General features: G+C 56.8%; 25 protein-coding genes and 1 tRNA gene. 12 read left to right on the top strand and 14 right to left on the bottom strand.

All coding sequences use genetic code 11. From position 1 onward, the window contains the following. Positions 1 to 76 precede the first annotated feature (76 nt). From rplT to pyk, 5 genes are all read right to left on the bottom strand, one after another. Positions 77 to 442, bottom strand: coding sequence for a 50S ribosomal protein L20 (rplT, locus tag GOW48_RS14800; RefSeq protein WP_008756009.1), 366 nt, complete (start codon positions 440 to 442; stop codon positions 77 to 79). Positions 443 to 456: 14 nt separating this feature from the next. After that, positions 457 to 657: a 50S ribosomal protein L35 gene (gene rpmI, locus GOW48_RS14795; protein WP_010443552.1), complete on the bottom strand. Its 201-nt coding sequence runs from the start codon at positions 655 to 657 to the stop codon at positions 457 to 459. Between the two features lie 180 nt (positions 658 to 837). Further along, positions 838 to 2,388 (bottom strand): alanine/glycine:cation symporter family protein, encoded by a 1,551-nt coding sequence (locus GOW48_RS14790; protein ID WP_170754957.1) that lies wholly within the window; start codon positions 2,386 to 2,388, stop codon positions 838 to 840. A gap of 14 nt (positions 2,389 to 2,402) precedes the next feature. Continuing rightward, on the bottom strand, positions 2,403 to 2,840 hold the full coding sequence (locus GOW48_RS14785) for a universal stress protein (protein WP_170356081.1): 438 nt from the start codon (positions 2,838 to 2,840) through the stop codon (positions 2,403 to 2,405). A gap of 211 nt (positions 2,841 to 3,051) precedes the next feature. Then, the gene (gene pyk, locus GOW48_RS14780) at positions 3,052 to 4,497 is read right to left on the bottom strand and encodes a pyruvate kinase (protein WP_170754955.1); all 1,446 of its coding nucleotides are present in this window, start codon (positions 4,495 to 4,497) and stop codon (positions 3,052 to 3,054) included. A gap of 133 nt (positions 4,498 to 4,630) precedes the next feature. On the opposite strand from pyk, the gene GOW48_RS14775 reads away from it, so the two are divergent. From GOW48_RS14775 to GOW48_RS14765, 3 genes are all read left to right on the top strand, one after another. Continuing rightward, on the top strand, positions 4,631 to 5,368 hold the full coding sequence (locus GOW48_RS14775) for an N-formylglutamate amidohydrolase (protein ID WP_170754953.1): 738 nt from the start codon (positions 4,631 to 4,633) through the stop codon (positions 5,366 to 5,368). A gap of 59 nt (positions 5,369 to 5,427) precedes the next feature. Then, positions 5,428 to 5,667 (top strand): DUF6868 family protein, encoded by a 240-nt coding sequence (locus GOW48_RS14770; RefSeq protein WP_170754952.1) that lies wholly within the window; start codon positions 5,428 to 5,430, stop codon positions 5,665 to 5,667. Positions 5,668 to 5,740: 73 nt separating this feature from the next. Further along, positions 5,741 to 6,055, top strand: a complete 315-nt coding sequence (locus GOW48_RS14765; protein ID WP_170754950.1) for a DUF1244 domain-containing protein — start codon at positions 5,741 to 5,743, stop codon at positions 6,053 to 6,055. Positions 6,056 to 6,098: 43 nt separating this feature from the next. On the opposite strand, the gene GOW48_RS14760 is transcribed toward GOW48_RS14765, so the two are convergent. The 3 genes from GOW48_RS14760 to dgcN all read right to left on the bottom strand — a co-directional run bounded on the left by GOW48_RS14760 (position 6,099) and on the right by dgcN (position 8,998). Next, positions 6,099 to 6,959: a D-amino-acid transaminase gene (locus GOW48_RS14760; protein WP_170754947.1), complete on the bottom strand. Its 861-nt coding sequence runs from the start codon at positions 6,957 to 6,959 to the stop codon at positions 6,099 to 6,101. A gap of 10 nt (positions 6,960 to 6,969) precedes the next feature. Next, positions 6,970 to 7,935 (bottom strand): N-acetyl-D-Glu racemase DgcA, encoded by a 966-nt coding sequence (gene dgcA, locus GOW48_RS14755; protein ID WP_170754945.1) that lies wholly within the window; start codon positions 7,933 to 7,935, stop codon positions 6,970 to 6,972. A gap of 61 nt (positions 7,936 to 7,996) precedes the next feature. After that, positions 7,997 to 8,998, bottom strand: coding sequence for an N-acetyltransferase DgcN (gene dgcN / locus GOW48_RS14750; protein ID WP_170754943.1), 1,002 nt, complete (start codon positions 8,996 to 8,998; stop codon positions 7,997 to 7,999). Between the two features lie 295 nt (positions 8,999 to 9,293). Between dgcN and GOW48_RS14745 the strand changes: the two genes are divergently transcribed. Further along, positions 9,294 to 10,256, top strand: a complete 963-nt coding sequence (locus GOW48_RS14745) for an L-malyl-CoA/beta-methylmalyl-CoA lyase (RefSeq protein WP_170754941.1) — start codon at positions 9,294 to 9,296, stop codon at positions 10,254 to 10,256. 33 nt (positions 10,257 to 10,289) lie between these two features. Here the strand turns inward: GOW48_RS14745 and GOW48_RS14740 are convergent, their stop codons facing one another. Both GOW48_RS14740 and GOW48_RS14735 read right to left on the bottom strand, forming a co-directional pair. Next, entirely contained in the window at positions 10,290 to 10,868 is a 579-nt protein-coding gene (locus GOW48_RS14740) for a PA14 domain-containing protein (protein ID WP_170754939.1), read from the bottom strand. Between the two features lie 117 nt (positions 10,869 to 10,985). Next, a complete protein-coding gene (locus tag GOW48_RS14735) occupies positions 10,986 to 11,438 on the bottom strand; it encodes an Lrp/AsnC family transcriptional regulator (RefSeq protein ID WP_170754938.1) in 453 nt (150 codons plus the stop codon). A 73-nt stretch (positions 11,439 to 11,511) separates the two neighbouring features. Here GOW48_RS14735 and GOW48_RS14730 point away from each other — a divergent pair, with 73 nt between their 5' ends. Next, on the top strand, positions 11,512 to 12,108 hold the full coding sequence (locus GOW48_RS14730; protein WP_170755109.1) for a LysE family translocator: 597 nt from the start codon (positions 11,512 to 11,514) through the stop codon (positions 12,106 to 12,108). A gap of 1 nt (position 12,109) precedes the next feature. Here the strand turns inward: GOW48_RS14730 and GOW48_RS14725 are convergent, their stop codons facing one another. Next, a complete protein-coding gene (locus GOW48_RS14725) occupies positions 12,110 to 12,943 on the bottom strand; it encodes an AraC family transcriptional regulator (protein WP_170754936.1) in 834 nt (277 codons plus the stop codon). A gap of 122 nt (positions 12,944 to 13,065) precedes the next feature. On the opposite strand from GOW48_RS14725, the gene GOW48_RS14720 reads away from it, so the two are divergent. Then, positions 13,066 to 14,028, top strand: coding sequence for an acetyl-CoA carboxylase carboxyltransferase subunit alpha (locus GOW48_RS14720; RefSeq protein ID WP_170754934.1), 963 nt, complete (start codon positions 13,066 to 13,068; stop codon positions 14,026 to 14,028). 5 nt (positions 14,029 to 14,033) lie between these two features. Here GOW48_RS14720 and GOW48_RS14715 read toward each other — a convergent pair whose 3' ends face one another. The 3 genes from GOW48_RS14715 to GOW48_RS14705 all read right to left on the bottom strand — a co-directional run bounded on the left by GOW48_RS14715 (position 14,034) and on the right by GOW48_RS14705 (position 16,647). After that, positions 14,034 to 15,161, bottom strand: coding sequence for a lytic murein transglycosylase (locus GOW48_RS14715; protein WP_170754932.1), 1,128 nt, complete (start codon positions 15,159 to 15,161; stop codon positions 14,034 to 14,036). A gap of 112 nt (positions 15,162 to 15,273) precedes the next feature. After that, positions 15,274 to 15,921: a GntR family transcriptional regulator gene (locus GOW48_RS14710; protein ID WP_170356067.1), complete on the bottom strand. Its 648-nt coding sequence runs from the start codon at positions 15,919 to 15,921 to the stop codon at positions 15,274 to 15,276. Positions 15,922 to 15,951: 30 nt separating this feature from the next. Then, a complete protein-coding gene (locus tag GOW48_RS14705; RefSeq protein ID WP_170754930.1) occupies positions 15,952 to 16,647 on the bottom strand; it encodes a M48 family metallopeptidase in 696 nt (231 codons plus the stop codon). A gap of 100 nt (positions 16,648 to 16,747) precedes the next feature. On the opposite strand from GOW48_RS14705, the gene GOW48_RS14700 reads away from it, so the two are divergent. The 6 genes from GOW48_RS14700 to GOW48_RS14675 all read left to right on the top strand — a co-directional run bounded on the left by GOW48_RS14700 (position 16,748) and on the right by GOW48_RS14675 (position 22,988). After that, positions 16,748 to 17,074 carry a TIGR02300 family protein gene (locus GOW48_RS14700; RefSeq protein WP_170754928.1) on the top strand — a complete coding sequence of 109 codons (327 nt, stop codon included), beginning with the start codon at positions 16,748 to 16,750 and terminating at the stop codon, positions 17,072 to 17,074. A 140-nt stretch (positions 17,075 to 17,214) separates the two neighbouring features. Continuing rightward, positions 17,215 to 17,290, top strand: a tRNA-Ala gene (locus GOW48_RS14695). Positions 17,291 to 17,793: 503 nt separating this feature from the next. Next, complete coding sequence (locus GOW48_RS14690; RefSeq protein ID WP_170754926.1) at positions 17,794 to 19,557, top strand: adenylate/guanylate cyclase domain-containing protein; 1,764 nt, start codon at positions 17,794 to 17,796, stop codon at positions 19,555 to 19,557. A 354-nt stretch (positions 19,558 to 19,911) separates the two neighbouring features. Next, complete coding sequence (locus tag GOW48_RS14685) at positions 19,912 to 20,745, top strand: c-type cytochrome (RefSeq protein ID WP_170754924.1); 834 nt, start codon at positions 19,912 to 19,914, stop codon at positions 20,743 to 20,745. Between the two features lie 534 nt (positions 20,746 to 21,279). After that, positions 21,280 to 22,044, top strand: coding sequence for an MBL fold metallo-hydrolase (locus tag GOW48_RS14680; protein ID WP_234900793.1), 765 nt, complete (start codon positions 21,280 to 21,282; stop codon positions 22,042 to 22,044). A gap of 2 nt (positions 22,045 to 22,046) precedes the next feature. Continuing rightward, positions 22,047 to 22,988, top strand: coding sequence for an MBL fold metallo-hydrolase (locus GOW48_RS14675; protein ID WP_170755108.1), 942 nt, complete (start codon positions 22,047 to 22,049; stop codon positions 22,986 to 22,988).

The raw sequence follows: 22,988 nt of genomic DNA, 5'->3' as shown, positions 1-22,988 counted from the left end.
ACTTTCAGACAACCGCCGAACAAAAAAGCCGCCCCGAATGGGACGGCCTTTCATTCACTGTCTCTGTATCAGAGGATCAGGCAGCCAGAGCGGCCTGAGCTTTGGCGACGATCGCGCCGAACGCTTCCGGTTCGTGCACGGCCAGGTCGGCCAGAACTTTGCGGTCCACTTCGATACCGGCCAGGTTCAGGCCGTTGATGAAGCGGGAATAGGTCAGAGCCTCGTCATGCGAACGGACAGCAGCGTTGATACGCTGGATCCACAGCGCGCGGAAGTTGCGCTTGCGGTTCTTACGGTCGCGGGTTGCGTACTGGTTGGCCTTGTCGACGGCCTGACGGGCAACCTTGAAGGTGCTCTTGCGGCGGCCATAGTAACCTTTGGCGGCCTTGATGACCTTCTTGTGACGGGCGTGAGTTACGGTTCCACCTTTAACGCGGGACATGTTGGTATCTCCTCTTAGCGGTCGTAGGGCATGTAGCCCTTGACGATCTTGGCGTCGGGGGCGGAAAGGGTGGTGTTGCCACGGGCGTCGCGGATGAACTTTTTGGTCCGCTTGATCATGCCGTGCCGTTTGCCGGCCTGGCCAGCAAGGACCTTACCGGTCGCAGTCACCTTAAAGCGCTTCTTGGCGCTCGACTTGGTCTTCATCTTAGGCATTTCCGTCTCCTTCCAGGGTTCGGTTTCAGACGCGACTCGGCATGCCATCTCGGCCGGTCACGCAACAGATGCGCCGTTTACGCAAGTTCGATCATACTGGCAAGGGGGTTTGGACCAGAATCTGCGGATTCTGCAACTGGTCAGGCACCGGGGCGACGCAGACCGCCCCGGTGAAATGATTTAGTGGCCAAATTTGCGGATTTCGCCGCTTTTCAGCCGGGCCGCATAGCTCGCCAGCTCTTCGCGCACGACCTTCATCAGGAAATACAGCGCAAAGACGTTCACAACCGCCATGGCAAAGATCGCCGCGTCCGAGAAATCGATGACCGGACCAAGGTTGGCCGCCGCACCGATCACCACGAACACACAGAAGATGATCTTGAAGATCAGCTCTTTGGTATGACCCTCGCCAAACAGATAGGTCCAGGCCTTAAGGCCGTAATAGGACCAGCTGATCATGGTCGAGAAGGCGAACAGAACCACCGCGATGGCCAACACGAACGGGAACCAGCCAAAGGCGCTGCCAAAGGCCGCCGAGGTCAGGCTGACGCCCGAATTGCCGTCAACGGTTGCGATACCGTTGCCCGCTTCGTTCAGCACGTACAGGCCAGTTGCCGGATCAACGATCAGCTGTTGGGTGATGATGATTACCAGCGCTGTCATGGTACAGATCACGACCGTGTCGATGAACGGCTCCAGCAGGGACACGAACCCTTCGGTGATCGGCTCGCTGGTTTTCACCGCCGAGTGCGCGATCGCAGCCGAGCCCACGCCCGCTTCGTTCGAGAATGCCGCGCGGCGGAAGCCCTGAATCAGCGCACCGACCATACCGCCAGCAACGCCGAGGCCGGTGAAGGCGCCTGCGAAAATCTGACCAAAGGCCCACCCGATCTGATCCGCATGCATGATGATAATGACCAGAGCGGCCAGAACATACATGACACCCATAAACGGCACGACTTTTTCGGTCACACGCGCAATGGACTTCAGGCCACCCACGATCACAGCGAATACGATACCCGCAAAGACCAAACCGGTGATCCAGCCGGGATAATCTCCGACGATGCCCGCAATCTGCTGGTGCGCCTGGTTGGCCTGGAACATGTTGCCCCCGCCCAGCGCGCCAAGGATACAGAAGATCGAAAACAGAACCGCCAGAATCTTGCCACCTGGCAGGCCCAGTTCAGCAAAGCCCTTGGACATGTAATACATCGGGCCACCCGACACGGTGCCGTCGTCGTATTCATTTCGGTATTTCACGCCCAGCGTACATTCTGTGAATTTCGAGGCCATGCCCAGAAGGCCCGCCATGATCATCCAGAAAGTCGCGCCCGGCCCGCCAATCCCGATGGCCACGGCCACACCGGCAATGTTGCCCAAACCGACCGTACCCGAAAGCGCAGTCGCCAGAGCCTGAAAGTGGCTGACTTCGCCGGCGTCATTCGGGTCGGAATAATCGCCTTTGACTAGGCTGATCGCGTGCCCGAAGAAACGGAACTGCACAAAGGCGAAATACACTGAAAAGACCGTCGCGGCGACAACCAGCCACCCCACGATCCATGGGAAACCAGTGCCGGGAAACGGCGCGAAGATAAAGCTGACGAACGGGCCGGTAAAATCGGCAAAAGCCTGATTGATCCTGTCGTCCAGACCCGCGGCCTCTTGCGCCATTGCGGGGCTTGCGCCCAGCATCACGGCGGCGGCCAGCGCTGTTTTCTGATAGATACTCATTTTCATCGCTCTCCTCAGTTCACGACAGTGACCGGTACATCGGCATGCATGACCAGATTCTGGGTCGAACTGCCGAACAGCCGTTTCTTGAACCCATCTGCCGATGCTCGCCCGACGATGATCTGGGTGCCGCCATTTTCGACCGTGATCGCGTTCAGCGTTTCGGCCACGTCGCCGTGGCGCACGATGCCCTGGGCCGTGAACCCGCCCGAGGTCAAAGCATCAACCGCAGGCGTAACGATGCGCGAAGTCGCCAATGCAACTTCTTCTTCGCGCCGCTTGTGTCTCTGGGCGTTTTCTTCAGGTGTCTGAAAAGTAAAAGGGGACCATTCGATGACGTAAACCACAAGTAATTCACACGTTCCGATCCGCTCAGCCAAGTCTTTGGCAAAGGCGATCGCGCGCTCTCCGGTTTCTGTCCCGTCCAGTCCGATGACAATCTTGGTTGTCATGACGTTTCTCCAATATTGTTGATTATACCGGGGCCCGTGCCCCCGGGCGGGCAGCCGGAGTCTGGAACGAATTCAATAGACTACCCGTGAAAATCAGTATCCGAGAAAAACAGCGAAAAACAGAGGGGAAACTGCTGATTACCCTCAAATTTCATCTATATATATGTTTTTAAAGTGTATATTTTGCCTATTTATTGAGCAACACAGGGCTTCAACCCGGATCTGTGTTGTAAATCAAACGCTCATCACAGGGCGCGATACGTAGGATATTGGTGGTGCCCGGCACATTAAACGGCACACCAGCAGTCACCACGATCTGATCAGTTTCAGCGGCAAAGCCCCCAGCACGAGCTGCACGGGCTGCATTCACAACCGCGCCCTTGAAACGCTCCAGCTCGGGCGTCATCACACAATGGCACCCCCAGCTCAGGCATAGTCGCCGCGCAGTGCCGGTGGCCGGGGTCATGGCGATAATCGGCACTTCGGGCCTTTCTCGGGCAGTCAGCAAAGCAGTAGTCCCGCTTTGGGTGAAGCAGCAGATCGCCTTGATATCAGTCTTTTCTGCAATCTCGCGCGCAGCGGCAACGATCCCATCGGCGATCGTTGTCCCCTTGGCCGTACGAGACGAGGCAATAATCTGGCCATATGTCGGGTCCGCCTCGACCTCGATGGCGACCTTGTTCATTGTCTGCACGGCTTCGATCGGGTAGGAACCCGCAGCCGACTCGGCACTGAGCATGATAGCATCGGTGCCCTCATAGATCGCGGTTGCCACGTCCGAAACCTCGGCCCGCGTGGGCATTGGACTTTCAATCATGCTTTCCAGCATCTGCGTCGCGACAATCACCGGTTTGGCCGCGCCCCGGCACTTGCGCACCAGACGTTTCTGAATGGGCGGTACTGCTGAAACGGGCAGTTCAACCCCCAGATCGCCACGCGCCACCATGATCCCATCAGACGCATCCAGAATGTCGTCAAATGCCTCGACCGCGGCGGGCTTTTCAATCTTGGACAGGATCGCCGCCCGACCATCGGCCAGCGCGCGCGCCTCAAAAACGTCCTTGGCGCGCTGCACAAAGCTCAGCGCCAGCCAGTCGACACCCAATTGGCAAACAAATTCCAGATCGTCGCGGTCCTTGGCCGACAGGGCCGCCAACGGCAGCACCACATCAGGCACATTCACGCCTTTGCGGTTAGAGATCGTGCCACCCACCTCAACGGTACAATTGGCGAAATCCTGACCGCACTCCTGCACGATCAGGCGGATTTTACCGTCATTGACAAGCAGGCGTGCGCCGGGTTCCAACGCAGCGAAAATCTCGGGATGCGGCAGGCAAACGCGATTGATGTCCCCGGCCTCCGGGTCAAGGTCCAGCCGGAACGCCGCCCCCTCTTCCAATTCCTCAGAGTCGTTGGCAAAGACGCCGACACGCAGTTTCGGTCCCTGCAAATCGGCCAGAATGGCAATCGGGCTGTCCAGATCCTTTTCAACCTGACGGATAATCCGGTGCCGCTCGCGGATTTCATCATGGCTACCGTGGCTCATGTTCAAGCGGAACACATCGGCCCCGGCCTCGTGCAGGGCTCGGATCATGTCATAGTCATTCGACGCCGGACCCAGCGTCGCCACGATTTTCACATTTCTCAGGCGTCGCATTGTTGGTGCTCTCCTCACGTATTCCCTGGGCGTCGCGCAAATGTTACCGCAAACATTGCTTCAAGCTGCTTATTGCGCAATTCCCTTTTATTAGCAACTGCCCTACACCTGCGACGAACCAGATGACAGGCTTATGACGTATTCTCCGTTTTTTATCCACGGCGCAGATCGCCCTTCGCGTTGGCTGATCACATGTGACCACGCCACCAACACCGTCCCGCATGACATCAACGGCGGAGACCTCGGCCTGCCGCGCGAGGATATGGAGCGTCACATCGCCTATGACGTGGGGGCGTACGAGGTCTCGAAACATCTTGGGGAAATCCTGAACGCGCCTGTAGTGGCGGCCAATTTCTCGCGTCTGGTGATCGACCCGAACCGGGGCGAGGATGACCCGACCCTGCTGATGAAGCTGTATGATGGGTCGATCATCCCCGGCAATCGTCACGCCGACGCGGCCGAGCGGGAACGGCGGCTGAACATGTGTTATCGCCCCTATCACAATGCTTTGGCCGAGCTGGCGGCCTTACCCCATGCGGTGATTGTGTCCGTGCACTCCTTTACCCGACAGCTGCGGGGGCGCGACCCCCGCCCGTGGCATGTGGGCGTTTTGCACACCCCGGACGAGCGTTTTGCGCGCCCGCTGATCACCCGGTTGCAGGCAGAAGACGACCTGTGCGTCGGCGTAAACGAACCCTATACCGGTGTCCTGCCCGGAGATGCCATCGACAAGCACTGCACCGCCTTTGGTCGCCCCAATGCCCTGATCGAGCTGCGCAATGATCTGATCGCCGATCACGCTGGACAACGGGCTTGGGCGGAACGTTTGGCCGTTGTGCTACAGGACGCGCTGGATACCAGCGACCTTTGATCACACGTCATTGTGAGGATACCACCTGATCCCCATATATTCGTCGAAAGGGGATCGCCATGACCCAGGAATTCGTAACCTCTGTGTTTGGTTGGATAGCCGCGCTGAACATCGCAGTACTGTTGTTCACAACATTAATGGTCCTGCTGCTGCAGGAGCAGATTGCGGGCATTCACAGCAAGTTATTCCAGATGGAGCGGTCGGAAGTGAAACGAACGTATTTCCGGTATCTGGCCAACTACAAGGTCCTTACATTGATCTTTTGCATCGTACCTTGGCTGGCCTTGAAACTGGCCTGACATCCTGTTTGTTGAAACATCGCCTCCGGGCCGCTAGGTCAAGGACAACGATACTGTCATCCGGAGTCAGCACATGGACAAGCAAACCGAAATCGAACTTCAGGCCGCAGCCTTCCGCCGGTTGCAAAAGCACCTGATGGAAGACCGCACCGACGTGCAGAACATCGACATGATGAACCTGGCCGGGTTCTGCCGCAACTGCCTGTCGCGCTGGTATCAGGAAGCCGCAAACGAAAAAGGCATCGAGATGGGCAAGGACGAAGCCCGTCAGATTTTCTACGGCATGACCATGGATGAGTGGAAAGCCAATTATCAGACCGAAGCCAGCCCCGAAAAACAGGCAGCCTTCGAGGTCGCCTTTGACGAAAACGTCACCAAAAAAGGTTGAACGCTGAAATCAAAAAGGCCCGCCGGTTTGGCGGGCCTTTTCCTTAGATCGCCGCCTTGCGGCTTTCATCCAGATAAATCTCGCGTAGGCGTTTGGCAATCGCTCCCGGCGTACCATCGCCCAGCGCGACACCGTCAATCTCGACCACTGGCATAACAAAGGCGCTGGCCGAGGTGGTGAACGCTTCATCCGCCTCTTTCGCCTCATCGATCGTAAACAGGCGTTCTTCGACTTCCATCTGCGCCTCGGCAGCCATACGCAACACAGCCTTGCGGGTGATCCCGTGCAAGATGTCATTGGACAACGGGCGGGTCACGATCTTGCCGTCCTTTACGAAATAGGCGTTGTTGCTAGTGCCTTCAGTGACATAGCCATCCTCAATCATCCACGCATCATCGCATCCGGCGGCCTTGGCCATCATCTTGCCCATCGACGGGTACAGCAACTGCACTGTCTTGATATCACGGCGGCCCCAGCGAATGTCATCAATCGAGATGATCTTGGCGCCCTTCTGCGCCGCCGGGCTGTCGGCCAATCCTGGCTTGTTCTGGGTGAACAGAACCAGCGTCGGCTTGGTATCGGCCGCAGGGAACACGAAATCCCGGTCCCCGTCGCTGCCACGCGAGACCTGCAGGTAGATCAGACCTTCTTCGATCCCGTTCAGCTCGACCAGTTTGCGGTGAATAGCCAGGAGTTTATCCTTACTGCATGGCTCGGCCATCTGCAGCTCGTCCAGAGAGCGTTTCAGGCGCACGGCGTGGCCTTCGAAATCGATCAGCTTGCCGTCCAGCACGCTAGTCACCTCATAAACGGCATCGGCCATCAGGAAACCACGGTCAAAGATCGAGACCTTGGCCTCGGTTTCGGGCAGGTACTCTCCGTTCACGTAAACGGTGCGGGTCATGTCACTCTCCTCAGCCCCAGAGCGCCGCTTTTGGCGGATGCACTCCGGCGTCATCAAAAATCAGCGGGTTGGTGCGGTCTTCGGCCAGAAGAAGCGGGCCGTCAAGGTCTGTGACCATCGCACCCTGTGCCAACAAGGTCGCAGGGGCCATCGCAAGCGAGCTGCCGACCATGCAACCAACCATGACCTTATAGCCCTCGGCCAACGCCTGTTCCCGCAGGGCCAGCGCTTCGGTTAAACCACCGGTCTTGTCGAGCTTGATGTTGACGACATCGTACTTGCCTTTAAGACCGGGTAGGCTGCTGCGGTCATGACAGGACTCGTCGGCACAAACGGGCACTGGACGCGCCATTCCGATCAACGCCTCATCTTCACCGGCAGGCAAGGGTTGCTCGACCAGCGCCACACCCAATCGCACCAGATGCGGGGCAAGGTCGGCATAAACAGCGGCCGACCAACCCTCATTTGCGTCGACGATGATCTGCGCACCGGGCGCGCCCGCGCGAACGGCCTCAAGCCGGGGCATGTCATCCGGCGTGCCCAGCTTGATCTTGAGCAAAGGGCGGTGCGCATTGGCCGCAGCTTGCGCCTGCATTGCCTCGGGCGTGTCCAGCGACAGGGTATAGGCGGTGATCTCGGGGCCGGGCACCGGCAGACCGGCCAGGTCCCAGGCCCGCTTGCCAGTGCGCTTGCACTCCAGATCCCACAGCGCACAGTCTACGGCATTTCGCGCCGCCCCGGCGGGCAGCAAATCCATCAGGGATTGGCGAGTGAAGTCCGCAGGCAGACCCGCGATCTCGGCCTCGACCGAGTCTAGCGTTTCATCATAGCGCGCATAGGGCACACATTCGCCCCAGCCCTTATGCACCCCGTCCGAGATCCGAACGGTCAGCACCTTGGCCTCGGTCCGCGACCCGCGCGAGATGGTAAACACCTGCGCCAACCGAAACACATCCCGCGAAATGTCTATCCGCATCACAAATCTTTCCCCTGCAGAGTGACCAAGATCTTTCGACGAAAATCTTAGCCAGACCGTGTTACAGCGCCGCCAGCGCGTCAACCAGCTTACCCGCACCAAAGCGGTACGGGTCGGTTGCGGGCAAGCCCATCTCCGCCTCAACCTCGGCGATATAGGCACGCGCGTCGTCTTCGCTTAGGTTCTGCGTGTTAATCGACACACCGACAACCTGACAGGCCGGGTTGGCGATCCTCGCCAGCGGCAGGGCCGTATCGCGCAAGTCCGGCAACGATGGCAGAGAATACTCGGGCAAGCCCCGCATATGCGTCCGAGTGGGTTCGTGACACAGGATCAGCGCGTCGGGCTGACCGCCATGGATCAACGCCATGGTCACCCCGGAATAGGATACGTGATACAGCGACCCCTGCCCTTCGATGTGATCCCAGTGATCGGCGTCATTCTCGGGCGTCAGATACTCGACCGCACCAGCCATGAAGTCGGCCACAACCGCGTCCAAAGGAACACCCTGACCAGTGATCAGAATACCCGTTTGCCCTGTGGCGCGGAAGGTGGATTTCATGCCCCGTTTGCGCATCTCGGCGTCCATCGACATGGCGGTGTACATCTTGCCTGCCGAACAATCGGTCCCCACGGCCAGACACCGCTTGCCGCTGCGCTTTTTTCCATTGGCAATCGGATATCCAACGGTCGGAACGCGCACGTCGTGCAACGTGCAGCCATGGGTTTGCGCCGCGGCCACCAGATCGCCCTCGTCGCGCAACAGGTTATGTAGGCCAGAGGCCAGATCAAACCCCATCTCAAGTGCCTCAATCAGCACTTTCTTCCACGCCGCACTGATCACGCCGCCCCGATTGGCAACGCCAATGACCAGCGTTTTCGCACCAGCAGCTTTGGCCTCGGCCAAAGTCAGGTCGGTCATGCCCAGATCGGCCTTGCAACCCTCCATCCGGTACTGACCCACAGCGTTCTCGGGACGCCAGTCCCGGATGCCGATGGCAACCTTAGCGGCCAGCTGGTCGGGCGCATCGCCCAAAAACAACAGATACGGTGTCTCGATCATTGCGGTGCACTCCTTTGATTCCGACGCAGGCTAGTGGAGCTGGCAGGCGAGAGTTTCGCGAATTCCTTGGGCAACGTCAGGTCGTGTGGGATAATTTTGCACATATGTCACGAACTACGCAAAAACCTTTCATGTTTTCAAACCGATTAAACTTTAACCGTCCGCGACGCAGCGTATTTTGGTGAATGCTGCGAACGCAATGCCGCAACTGCACAAAGGTGCTTGCGCCGGGTTGCGCAATTTAATACCTCATAAAGCAAGAAAATCGTAATTTCCTTTCTCGCACGAGGTCCAGATGAGCTTTCGCCTTCAACCCGCCGCCCCCGCCCGTCCCAACCGCTGTCAGCTGTTTGGCCCCGGATCGAACACCAAGCTGTTCCCCAAAATGGCGGCCTCGGCGGCCGATGTGATCAATCTGGACCTTGAGGATTCCGTCGCCCCCACCGACAAGGACGTGGCCCGTGCCAATGTGATCGAGGCGCTGAACACAATCGACTGGGGCGGCAAATACATGTCCGTCCGCATCAACAGCCTCGACACGCCCTACTGGTATCGCGACGTGGTTGATCTGCTGGAACAGGCCGGCGACCGTCTGGACCAAATCATGATACCCAAGGTGGGTTGTGCGGAGGACGTCTATGCCGTTGACGCGCTAGTCACGGCGATCGAGCGCGCCAAGGGCCGCACCAAGCCGATCAGCTTTGAGGTCATCATCGAATCCGCCGCTGGTATCGCCCATGTCGAAGCCATCGCGGCCTCCTCCCCGCGTCTGCAGGCCATGAGCCTTGGGGCAGCAGACTTTGCGGCCTCGATGGGGATGCAAACCACCGGCATCGGTGGCACGCAGGAAAACTATTACATGCTGCGCGAGGGCGAAAAGCACTGGTCCGATCCGTGGCATTGGGCGCAAGCCGCCATCGTCGCCGCCTGCCGCACCCATGGCGTGCTGCCGGTTGACGGCCCGTTCGGCGATTTCTCGGATGATGAGGGGTATATCGCACAGGCCAAGCGCTCGGCCACGCTGGGTATGGTGGGCAAATGGGCGATTCACCCCAAGCAGATCGCGCTGGCCAATCAGGTCTTCACCCCGTCGGACGAAGCGGTGTCCGAGGCGCGCGAGATCCTGGCGGCAATGGAACAGGCCAAGGCCAATGGCGAAGGCGCAACCGTCTACAAAGGGCGTTTGGTCGATATCGCCTCGATCAAACAGGCCGAGGTGATCGTGGCACAGGCCGAACTGATCGCCGCCAACGGTTAACGAAGCAAGGCGCCCCCCGGGGCGCCTTTTTCTTTACCGACCGAAGACGTCGTTGGGCGTCCATGTAAAACGCTCACCCTTTTTGCCCGATTTCATCATCAGGCAGGATGTGCCATATTTCTGAAAATATGTGATCTTCAGCGGATACCACCCGGCTTGTGGCACTTCGACCTCGGTTCTCTGATTGGCTTCGCAGCCTTGCCGCCCATTGACATAGCCGATCTGCTGCCCCCCGACCCAAGCGTCGATACCGTCATTCGACCAAGTCTCAAGCTCATAGACACCGGGTGAGTCGAACTTGATATACCCAGTGACTTCAGCTGCGACGTTGAACGCCTCGTTGAATGTCAAAACCGGATCGCCTTCGGTCGTATCACGATAATCCAAGCCACGCAGTGGTTTACCTGACTTGGCTTTCTTCAGAAGAAAACCAACTTTGGCCAAGTTTTGAATTTTGCGAGGAGGGTTCCCTTCCCATGCGTATTTCACATCCAACCCGGGTTTGGGATTGGGTTGCGGGTTTGCCGGTTGCAGTTTCAAGGGTGCAGCCAACGCACCCCCGGCGAAAATCGCCAAGGCAGCGGCAAGTGCTCCGGTTCGAACGAGGTTCATGTTCTTCTCCCTGATACGGTCCCTTTGAGGTTATTCCCCATTTTGGTTGGGACATTTGTTCAACACTAGGACGTCGGAAATTACCCGGCAAGAGAGTTAACAATCACATTTTCGCAGTCATCCGCGCATATCTTTGGGAGAACCCATCACCACGTATGACGTGATCGAGGTGACATGCGGCAGTGTTCCCAAAACGTCGGTGTGGAATGTTTTGTAGGCGGGCAGATCTTGGCATTCTACGCGCAACAGGTACTCGATCGTCCCGGTGATGTTGTGGCATTCAACCACCTCGGGCGCGTTTTGCAGTGCGCGTTCAAACCCTTCCTGCGCCGCTTTTGTATGCTCGCCCAGCCCCACACCGATATAGGCCACAAAGCCCACCCCTAACGCCGCAGGGTTCAATACTGCGCGGTAACCTGAAATTACGCCTGAGCGCTCCATCTCCTGCACCCGGCGCAAACAAGCCGAGGGGGACAGACCCACGCGGTCGGCCAATTCCAGGTTGCTGACACGTCCATCTCGGCTCAATTCACGCAATATATGTTGGTTAATTTGATTTATTTTCGACATTTGTTGCTAAAACTAAAGACAAACGCACAATTTTGCAATTTCATTTGCCGTTTTCTGGGCAATGCTGCGCGCCATGACCTACGACTTGCTTCTGGCCCTGATCACCTTTGCCTTTGTCTCTTCCATTACACCGGGACCGAACAACCTGATGCTGATGGCCTCGGGTGCAAATTTCGGGTTCCGCCGGTCAATCCCTCATATGCTTGGGATCGGACTGGGCTTCACCTTCATGGTTGTTTTAGTTGGGCTGGGTCTGGCGGCTGTCTTCGACCAATACCCAACCAGTTACACGGTGCTGAAAATCGCATCCGTAATCTATCTGCTATTCTTGGCCTGGAAAATCGCCAATGCCGCACCTTCAGGTCAAGCGGCCGAGGCTGGAACGCCCATGACGTTTCTGCAAGCTGCCGCATTTCAATGGGTTAATCCCAAAGCGTGGGCCATGGCCCTGACAGCGACCACGGCCTATTCACCGGGCCGCACGCCCGAGGCCATTTTGATCGTGGCTCTGGTCTTTGGCGCCGTCAATCTGCCATCGGTCAGCACATGGACGGTACTTGGGCAGCAGATGGCACGAGTCCTCACGAACCCGCGCCGTTTGTTGGTTTTCAATTGGACCATGGCCACGTTGCTGGTTGCGTCGCTCTATCCGGTCCTTTGGCCTGCTTGATTTACTTGAGCGGCAGGCAGATTTCGGTAAGCAATTCATCGGGCGGCGTATCGCGTGGGTCGTTGAGGTAAATCTCATAGCAGGGTTGATCCGCAGGCTCTTCGCCTGAGTCCGGCAGCCAATTGCCGAACAGGCTGTGATAGGCGGCGTGAATACCGGAATACGGACCTTTGTAGCGCAAGACAGCCTTCTTACCGCCGGGGATACTTAGGTCTTCCATCCCGTCCGGGGCCGCGTCTCCACGGTATTCCGCGCCTGCGTAGCTGCGCAGGTCCTGCTCGGGCACCTCGTCGGGGCTGTCAAGGTAAAGACCAATGACCGGGCCTAATTGAGGCCAAAGCTTGCGGGATTCGCACAACGCGCCGAAAGTTTCAAAACTCCTGCCGATCTCGGCATAGTTGCCGCGGTGCTTCAACGCGACAATCCGGCGGGCAGGTTCAGTACGGGTTTCAACGGGGTGCATCGGGTAGTCTCCTGTTTTGAAATGTGGATGTGCTGGCAGGAACAGACCGGCCTTGCGAAAGGCGGCAGGGCTGGTGCCATAGGCGTCAGAGAACGCCCGCGCGAAGGAGTTCAGGTTCGGATAGCCCACGTCGTTGGCCACTTGCGCAACCGGCACGTCGGTCTGCACCAACCGGCTGGCGGCACGGTGCAAACGGATCCGGCGCACTGCCTGCGCACAGGTTTCGCCCGTTATTGCCCGAAACACACGGTGCCAGTGAAATCTCGACATCGCCGCCACATCCGCAAGTGCATCCAATGACAGATCCCCTGCGGGGTTGTCGTGGATATATTCAAGCACACGCAGGATGCGGGTTTCATAGCTGTTTGCCATCCGGTTTCGTCCTTCTTCCTTGCCCCCTCACACAAACATATTGCCGATCCACAAATCTTGCTGAGTTGCATCCCAGGCGACGTCAGGTCATATAGCAGGGAACTTCCGCGTTGAGAGGCGTCATGACCCAGTATCTGGATTTCGAAAAACCGCTGGCCGAGATCGAAGGCAAGGCCGAGGAACTGCGCGCGCTGGCCCGCGCCAACGAAGAAATGGACGTGGCCGAAGAAGCCGCCGCGCTGGATGCCAAGGCCGCCAAGCTGCTGGATGAGTTGTATGGCGATCTGACCCCGTGGCGCAAATGCCAGGTGGCGCGGCACCCCATGCGCCCTCATTGTCAGGGCTATGTCAAAGAGCTGTTTACCGAATTCACCCCTCTGGCCGGCGACCGCAATTTTGCCGACGATCTCGCGGTGATCGGCGGGTTGGCGCGGTTCAACGATCAGCCCGTGATGGTGATCGGCCACGAAAAGGGATCAGACACCAAATCGCGGATCGAGCGCAATTTCGGCATGGCCCGCCCAGAAGGCTATCGCAAAGCCGTTCGCTTGATGGAAATGGCGGGGCGTTTTGGCCTGCCGGTGATCACCCTGATCGACACGGCCGGGGCATATCCCGGCAAAGGGGCCGAGGAACGCGGCCAGTCCGAGGCCATCGCGCGGTCAACCGAGATGTGCCTGAAGATCGGTGTGCCGCTGGTTTCCGTGATCATCGGAGAAGGAGGTTCGGGCGGTGCGGTTGCGTTCGCGACGGCTAACCGTGTCGCGATGCTGGAACATTCGGTCTACTCGGTGATCTCGCCCGAGGGCTGTGCCTCGATCCTGTGGAAAGATGCCGAAAAGATGCGCGAGGCCGCCGAGGCGTTGCGCCTGACCGCCCAAGACCTATACAAACTTGGCGTCTGCGACCGGATCATTACCGAGCCCAAGGGCGGGGCCCATCGCGATCCCTCGGCCACTGTTGATTCGGTGCGTGCAGCGATTGCCTCGATGCTGCAAGAGCTCGACGGCAAAGACCCGGCAGCCCTGATACGCGACCGCCGCCAGAAATTCCTGGATATCGGCTCGAAAGGTCTGGCAGCCTAAAGCGCCTAGCCGCCCAACCTGCGCAACAGCGCGACCGAGGGCTCTCCGGTCACCGGAAGGCCATTGGCGCTCTGATAGCCGCTGATGGCGGATTTAGTGTTGTTACCAATCACCCCATCCGCGCCTTGCGTGTCGTAACCCGCAGCGGTCAGACGGTGCTGCAGCTCTTTGCGGTCCTCCAGCGTCAGCCCGGTCGCATCCGGCCCGAACGAGGCCTGAAACGGCGCGCCCCCCGCGATCCGGTCTGACAGGTGTCCGACGCCAATCGCGTAGCTATCCGAGTTGTTGTACCGCTTGATCACCTGAAAATTGCGGAACACGGCAATGCGCGGCCCCGGCACCTGCGGCTGCAGCACCGCGACGGGTGTACCGGAAACCGTGCCGACCTCGCCCCCCCAGGGCTGCCCACGCTTCCATCCCGAACGGGCCAGATAGGCCGCTGTCGACGCGAGCGAATCTGAGGGGTCCTCGGACCAGATGTCACGCCTGCCGTCGCCGGTATGATCCACTGCAAAGGCCAGATACGAGGTCGGGATGAATTGAGTATGCCCCATTGCACCGGCCCAACTGCCGGTCATCTTGTCCGGCGTCGTATCCCCCGCCTGAATGATCTGAAGCGCCGCGATCAGCTGTTTTTCAAAAAACGCACCGCGTCGCCCGTCATAGGCCAATGTGGATGTTGCCGAAACCACCGGCACATCCCCGCGCCGCGCGCCATATCGGCTCTCTAACCCCCAGACAGCGACGACAACCTCTTTGTCGACACCATATTGCGCCTCGATCTGCGACAGAGTTGCGGCGTGCCGAACCATCATCTGCCGGCCTGTCTCGATCCGCTCATCCGAGGCTGCGATAGCCAGATAATCCTCGAGCGAACGCTTGAACTCGACCTGATTGCGGTCACGTTCGATAACTCCGGGCAAATAGCCTGCCCCCTGGAACGCACGGTTTAGGGTTGTTTGCGAAATCCCCTGCGATGCGGCGCGAGTTTTGAAACCGGCTACCCAGGCGTCCCACCCGGCATTCGGAACCGGCCGCATCCGCGATGCAGGAGCTGTGGTTTGCGTGCCACCTGAACAGGCGGCCAAGAGGGTCGATCCAAGACCGACAGAAAATACCCGACGATTGATCATGATTGAAATCTGCTCTTGTTGTGGTTTGGGATCAGAGTAACCCAGACCACCCGTCCAAGCCAGAACTGCTGTATCGAAACAAACGCACGCGGCAATGTCGGCAAATCGCCGCTTAAGTTACCAGCATCCGCAGACCCTGCGTCACGTCCGAACGCACCGCCAGACGCAAACCGGGCTCATCCCCGGCCTTGAGCGCGGCGATGATCAGTTTGTGATAATGCGGGGGTTCTGTACGCCGCAGCCGCCCATAAAGCGCCCGCATGGTCGGCCCAAGTTGCAGCCACACAGTCTCGGCCATCGCCAGCATCGCTGGAGCCTGCGCCCTCAGGTACAAAGTGCGGTGGAATTCGAGATTTGTGCGGATATAGCCAACGGCATCGCGCTTGGTAACCATCTCGGCAACGGTCATGTTGATGCTCTGCAATCGGTCGATCAGGGCCATGTGCGCGCGCGGCAGGGCCCGGCTGGCAAGCTCGACCTCTAGCAGCGCGCGCAGAGCTGCAAGTTCCTCGATACGGTCATTGGTCAACTCTGGTGTCGACACCCGCCCGGATGAGGACAGGAACAAGGCGCCTTCGGCCGCAAGACGCCGCACAGCTTCGCGTGCGGGCGTCATGGACACCCCGAATTCTTTACCGATCCCACGCAGGGTCAACGCATGACCCGGAGCGATTTCCCCATGCATGATCCGCGCACGCAGGGTCCGATACACCCTGTCATGCGTAGCTGTCTGCGAGTCGGAAGAACGCGTGTTTAACATTTGACCATGTGATCACAAATTGATTTGGGGTCAACTCACAGGAGCGTCAAATCTGTACTGATGCAACTGCGCCCCGTTGTCGCGCAGCCAACGCCGCTGTTCACGGTAGTCACCAAATATCCGTTCAACCTGAGCCCAGAACGCTCGGGAATGGTTCATCTCGACCAGATGGGCCACTTCATGTGCAGCGACATAGTGCAGAATTTCAGACGGCGCGAGGATCAGCCGCCATGAAAACATCAAACCACCAGCCGAGCTGCATGACCCCCAACGCGACCGCGTATCGCGAATAGTCAGGCCAGAGTAACTGCGCCCCAACATCGCCGCGTAGTCATCGCAGGCACCGGTCAACCGGTCGCGAGCGAGCTCTTTCAGAAACCGGGCCAAACGCTTTGCCTCGGCGCCCTCGGGCACGGCGATTTCGTCGCCTCTGAGAAGCACGCGCCGCCCTTCTGCTGGGACGATTCGCCGTTCGGTTCCTTCGACTGGCAACATCTGACCAAATTGCACCACCGCAGGATCCGGACGATCTTGCAGATGTTGGCGTATCCAGTCTGCCTTGAGATGCGCAAACTTCAACGCCTCAGACTCGGGCACACCATCGGGGTAAGTTAGTGTAACACGTCCATCCAATTGGGAAATCCGCAGGCTGATCCGCCTGGCACGCGCTGATTTGCGCAGTGTCAGCCGCACACGGGGTGTGCCGGGTAGTGCGTGCTCTCCCATTGGTTATGTTCTCCTGTGCAAAGGCTTTGACAGTGCCCGCTGCATGTGGCACGTGACCTGAATCGTTATTACGACTCACCTGATATCAAGGGGATTTCACATGCCCAAGGAAGAATGGGGCGTTAAGCGCGTTTGCCCAACAACCGGCAAGCGGTTTTACGACCTGAACAAGGACCCGATCGTCAGCCCCTATACCGGCGAGATCGTTGAGCTGGACACCGGCAAAAGCCGGATGATTGCGGCTGACGCGGAAGATGCGGCCTCGGCCAAAGCGCGCGAGAATGCGTCGAACGAGGATATTGTTCTGGACGATGACGACAATGTCGACGTCGATCTGGACGATGACCTGCTGGATGATGATGACGACAACAATGATGACGTCTCTCTGGACGACATCAAAGACATGTCGTCTGAAGACGAAAACTAATACCGTTCAGAGGCGGCCCAGCGCCGCCTCGAACCTTCCCGGACGATGAGCGGAAAGATTTTGCCAGAATCCATTTTTGGACTTGCACTCGCTGCCGCCGTCTCATAAACGTCCGTCCACTGCTTCGGCAGTCCCTAGATGGGGCCTTAGCTCAGTTGGGAGAGCGCTTGCATGGCATGCAAGAGGTCAGGGGTTCGACTCCCCTAGGCTCCACCAAAAACCATTGATTTTATTGAACTATTTCGCGTTATTGCGCGTCTGCCCCTATTCTAACCCTAAATTCACGCCGCTTGCCGAGGCTTCCAGCGTCGTATCCCCGAGGCCCAACCGAGTCGGAATGTCGCACCCCACCCCCCGGCCTCATCCGGACGCGGCGCAATTTTGTTTATACCCCACGCACACCAAGCGCGGGGTATCTGGACTTTTTGACTGCCAGGTCAGGTGAGATATGGCCACCCCCGCGCGACTACAAACTCGTTACGCCGAGAGTACATCAGCTGCTTGGCTATTTGATGCACTTAGCACGAAAGACCGCTTTGAAGTCTACGCAGACACCCGATCCATTCAGATGATTATTCGCAATGCGGACAAAACAGCCACTGTGTAGCCAGCTTACGCGCCCCTTTTGACCACTCAGGTCTTGTTGAGCGAGATGCAACTCAGAACTGGATTTCAGTTTTCCGTAAGTCTAATCTCCTTTTTTTGGGAGGGTTGTGTGTATGAAACGAAGACTTGCTGCAATACTTGCGGCAGATGTCGTTGGTTACTCGCGCCTTGTCCGCTCTAACGAAGAACGGACATTAGCGAAGTTGCGAGAACTTCGGGAAAGTGTTGTCGAGCCCGCCGTTGCAAAACACGCAGGTCGAGTAGTCAAATGGATGGGCGACGGAGTATTGACGGAGTTTGCCAGCGCCGTCGACGCAGTTTCATGCGCGTATGAAATCCAAAGTTCTATCCATTCACGCAACAGAGAAGCCTTGGGCGATCAGGAGATAACTTTTCGTGTCGGCATAAATATCGGTGACGTTGTGGTGGAAGGTGATGACATTCATGGCGATGGAGTAAACGTGGCCTCAAGATTGGAGACGCTGTCCGATCCTGGCGGGATTTGCATTTCGGCCTCAGTCCATGAACAGATCAAGCACCGCTTGAATGTGCCTTTTCAAGACGCGGGAGCTCAGCAGGTTAAAAACATTGTAGAGCCAATCCGCATCTGGAAATGGACGAACTCGGCGAATGATGACGCAGGAAGTAAAAAGTCCACCTCAGATTCAGCTTTGAATTCAGCCCCGAGCCTGCCGGAAATTCCTTCTATCGCAGTTTTGCCGTTTGACAATATGTCGGGCGATGCAGAGCAAGAGTACTTCGCAGACGGCATGACAGAGGACTTAATCACCGACCTCTCAAAATTGTCTGGCTTGTTGGTCATCGGCCGCAACTCTTCTTTTGTTTACAAAGGCAAGGCGGTGGATCTGCGACTCGTCGGTAAAGAGTTGGGCGTGCATTATGTCCTAGAGGGTAGTATCCGCAGGGCAGGCAACCGAATTCGCATGAACGCGCAGCTAATTGAAACCGGAAATGGAAGCCACGTTTGGGCCAATCGCAGGGACGGAACGCTAGAAGATGTTTTTGACCTGCAAGACGAGATTACACGGGAAATTGTCGACGCGCTGTCTGTTCAATTAAGGGAAGGCGAGGAAACGCGTCTTGGCAGTCAATACACAAGTAATACTGAAGCTCGCGACTGGTTTCTCAAAGGCCGCCAGCGCTATCGTGAACCGGGTCCGCAAGCCAACGCCGAAGCGCAGGTACTATTCACCAAAGCTTTAGAAGCTGACCCAAACTTTGCTTACGCCATGGCCGTTAGAAGCTACCTAAAATTCCATGCTTGGTTCTTCAAGTGGAACAGCCACCAGAATGCGTTCGAAGAGGCGTTGGCTGAGGCTGAGCTTGCCGCCAAAATCGACCCTAACCTGGCGGCTGCTCATGCTTTTCTGGGTTGGATGCATATGTGGGGCGAAGGCTTCAAAAGAGCCCTTTCTGAGCATAAAACAGCCTTGTCATTGGACCCCAATTCTTCCGATGGTCACTTGTGGCAGGCTTCGTCGTTCATCTACGCGGGAACACCGGAGTTGGCAATTGCTCCAATGGACCGAGCTATGCGGCTAGAACCGCATACTCCACCGATATACCTTCTGAATTATGGTCACTTGATGTTGCAACTTGACCGCTATGAAGAAGCTATCGAATATTTGCAAGCGGCAATACGAAACGCACCTCAGTTCCCTATGAACTACATATTTCTGTCGGCAGTGAAAACTGCGCAGGGCAAGTTGAAAGAAGCTGAGGAAGCCGGCATGAGACTTCTCGAACTGATCCCTGTAGCTACGGTATCCACATTGAGTTCCCAATTGCCTTACGCAAAAGAAGAGCACAGACAAAAAGTCGTTGCGGGCCTGAAAGCCGCAGGACTGCCAGATTAATGATTAGCAAAGAAGTCGGCTAAGGCTCGATGCAATCATTTGCTAAGTAGTGGTAGATTTCCATGTTGAGGACACTCCCCCCTCAAATTAGACTTACTGCAACCCAACCTCTCGTTGGTATTTGTAGTGGGCGAACGCTCGACCCATGCAAGATTTTTGGGGAGTTCAGGACAAGTTCTTGAATTGACTTTTTTCCCCGCAAATCCAGTGGCAAGGTCGTACATAAACCCAGCGAGGAGCAGCAAAGTATTTGGATTTTCTCGAAGTAGTGTATGATTTCAAATTGTTGGGACGCTGGATAGTTCGTCTTTGTTGATCGGTACGCGCCCAACTTTTTCTTGGGGGGGATAATTTATGCAAAAACTACTCATAGCTATTTCAGCTGTTTATTTTCCGATTACCGCCTTGGCTGAACCAAGTTTGGAACGTGGAAAATATCTCGTGCGAGGACCGGCTGCGTGCGGCAATTGCCATACGCCGCAAGGACCGAACGGGCCTGATATGTCCAATGAGCTTGGCGGCATGATGGTTGAAAAAAACGACATGATGGAGGCCTGGGCGGTTAACATAACACCAGGGAGCCGCGTTGCGGGTTGGAGCGATGAAGAACTTGCCCGAGCAATTCGTGAAGGTATCCGTCCAGATGGCACCGTCATTGGACCGCCTATGCCCATCGGCTTGTATCGCGGACTGAGTGATGAAGACCTCATGTCTATGGTTATGTTTCTTCGGACGATACCGGATAGTAGCAATTCCACGCCTGTTTCAACGTACGGATTCCCTCTTCCTCCAAACTACGGTCCGCCGATTGATAGTGTTTCGGCTCCATTGCAAGGCGCAACTGTCGAATACGGCGAATACCTCGCTGGACCGGTCGCGCATTGTACAGAATGTCATACGACATTCGGACCCAAGGGCCCGATGTTCGACACGCATCTTGGTGCAGGCGGTTTCGAATTTCATGGACCGTGGGGGGTATCAGTGGCCCCCAATATCACCAGCCACGAGGATGGACTCGCCGGTTATTCGGACGAAGAGCTGAAAACAATGATCGTCTCGGGTAAACGCCCAAGCGGGACGCAGATGCTACCGCCGATGGGTTACGCTTATTACGCAACAATGTCGCCCGAAGACCTTGAGGCCATTGTAATGTATCTACGGACCATTCCTCCTCTTCCTGATCCTTAATTGTCGATATGAGAAACTGCCAGAAACTGCACGACTGAACTCATCGTTGCGTTAGGCTTGTGGGCCCACTTTACGAGATACATATTCGTTTCCGCTTTGGGCTCCATGCGGTCGTTCGCTGCGCCTTGCTTGAACGTCTACTTTGCGGACAGAGCAGACATCGAGCGACGAGCAAATTGCATAGGACGTGATGCCTGTATACGGCACCACCGGAAAGCGAATGACATTGAAGCTGGTCTTGAGGTGCTAAATTGGCGATTTTTATTTCATAGAGTAAATGCTGCGAAAGCCCCTGCCCGCCCCAACTCTAGTTCTTCTGGAAAGACCCCACCTTACGTCATTTACAAATTAATATATTCATTTTATTGATTGTTAATGGATCGAAATGAGTTTTCACGACGCAGATTCTTGTATGGCGCCACGTGTATCGCAGCGCTTGGAGTTCAATCCAAGATCGGGTGGGCAGAGTTACAACTCGGTGCTTCGGCTCGGATTACAACCATGTCAGATGGGTACCTGTCATTGCCTTCGGAAATGGTCTTTGGCGCCATGCCGAAGGAAGAGCTCAGGCAGCTTTTGGATAACTACAAGGTGGACGCTACCAAGTACGAGCCAGAGTGCAACGTGGCACTTTATCAAGACGATCAAAACTCCGTGCTGTTCGATGTGGGATCTGGGCCAGATTTCATGCCCACTTCTGGTAATCTTCTGGAGGCTCTTGAAACAACCGACCTGTCGCCCGAAGACATCTCGCACGTGATCTTCACCCATGCGCACCCGGATCACATTTGGGGTGTTTTGGATGATTTCGACGACCTTCTGTTCCCCAACGCCACGCATCACTTTGGCCGTAATGAGTGGGATTATTGGTGGAACCCCTCAACGGTGGATACCATTGGAGAAGATCGCGCTGCGTTCGCAGTAGGCGCAAAACGGCGTATGGAAGCAATTGAAGATCAGACCGCGTTCTTTGACGACGGGCAAGAGATCCTTCCCGGTATTGCCGCACGCGCGAGCTTTGGACACACTCCCGGTCACATGGCGTTTGAAATTCGCAGCGGGGGTGAATCCGTGATGATTGTCGGCGACGCGCTGGGAAATCCACACGTAGCTTTTGAACGCCCCGACTGGCACAGCGGCACGGATCAGGATCCGCAGGCGGCGGCAGCAACTCGGAATTCACTGCTGGATCAGATTTCACACGAGCAAATGAAAATAATTGGTTTCCACCTGCCGAATGGTGGAATCGGCCGGATCGAGAAGACTGGGTCTGCTTATAAGTTCATTGGAGAACAATAATGATGCGATCGCTGGCGATTTTCTTGGCCCTAGCCACACCAGCTTGGGCAAGCGAGGATATTGCAGACCAATACCCGCAAAGTGTGCTGTATTCCAAACCGGTCGAGTACATCCCCGGGGTCTATTCCGCCATTGGCGCAACCGCCCCGCCGACCTACGAGAACTCTGGTCACAACAACAACCTCAGCTTCATAGTTACCGGAGATGGCGTGATCGTCATAAACGGCGGCGCGGCTTATGTGCTTGCTGAAGCGCTTCACCAGGAAATTCAGGCAATCACGGATCAGCCGGTTAAGCTTGTCTTCAACGAAAATGGTCAGGGGCACGCGACGCTTGGCAACGCCTACTGGTCAGAGCTCGGTATTCCGATCATCGCCCATTCGGATGCTGCGGCTGAATTCGAGGAATACGGCCCACAGATCCTTGAAGGAATGCAGCGGTACAACCAGGACAAGGCTGAAAGAACCTTCCTGGCAGGCCCAACCGAGACATTCGAGGATGAATACGTGATTGAAATGGGTGATTTCCGGATTGAGGCCAAATATCTCGGGCCGGCCCATAGTCCCGGCGATATCTCGATTTGGCTGCCGAACCAAAGCCTAGTTATCGCGGGTGATATGGCGTTTCACGAGCGAATGCTGCCGATCTTTCAAGAGACCTATACAGCGGATTGGCTTGAAACATGGGACAACGAGTTCGAAGCTTTGGGAGCCAAGTATGTCATCCCCGGACATGGTCATCCGACGAACATGGATCAGGTGCGCCGCTATACACGCGACTACCTAGTCTACCTGCGCGGCAAGATCCAAGAGCACATGGATGCCGGCGGCGATCTGGCAGAGGCTTACTATGTCGATCAATCACCGTATGCCCATTTGGACACGTTTGAGGAACTGGCGACAAAAAATGCCGGGCGGGTATTTGAGCAGATGGAATTCGAATAA

It is taken from the genome of Ruegeria lacuscaerulensis (genome assembly GCF_013033355.1).
GTDB classification, from domain to species: domain Bacteria; phylum Pseudomonadota; class Alphaproteobacteria; order Rhodobacterales; family Rhodobacteraceae; genus Ruegeria; species Ruegeria lacuscaerulensis_A.
This window is presented reverse-complemented; position numbering and strand designations above follow the sequence as displayed.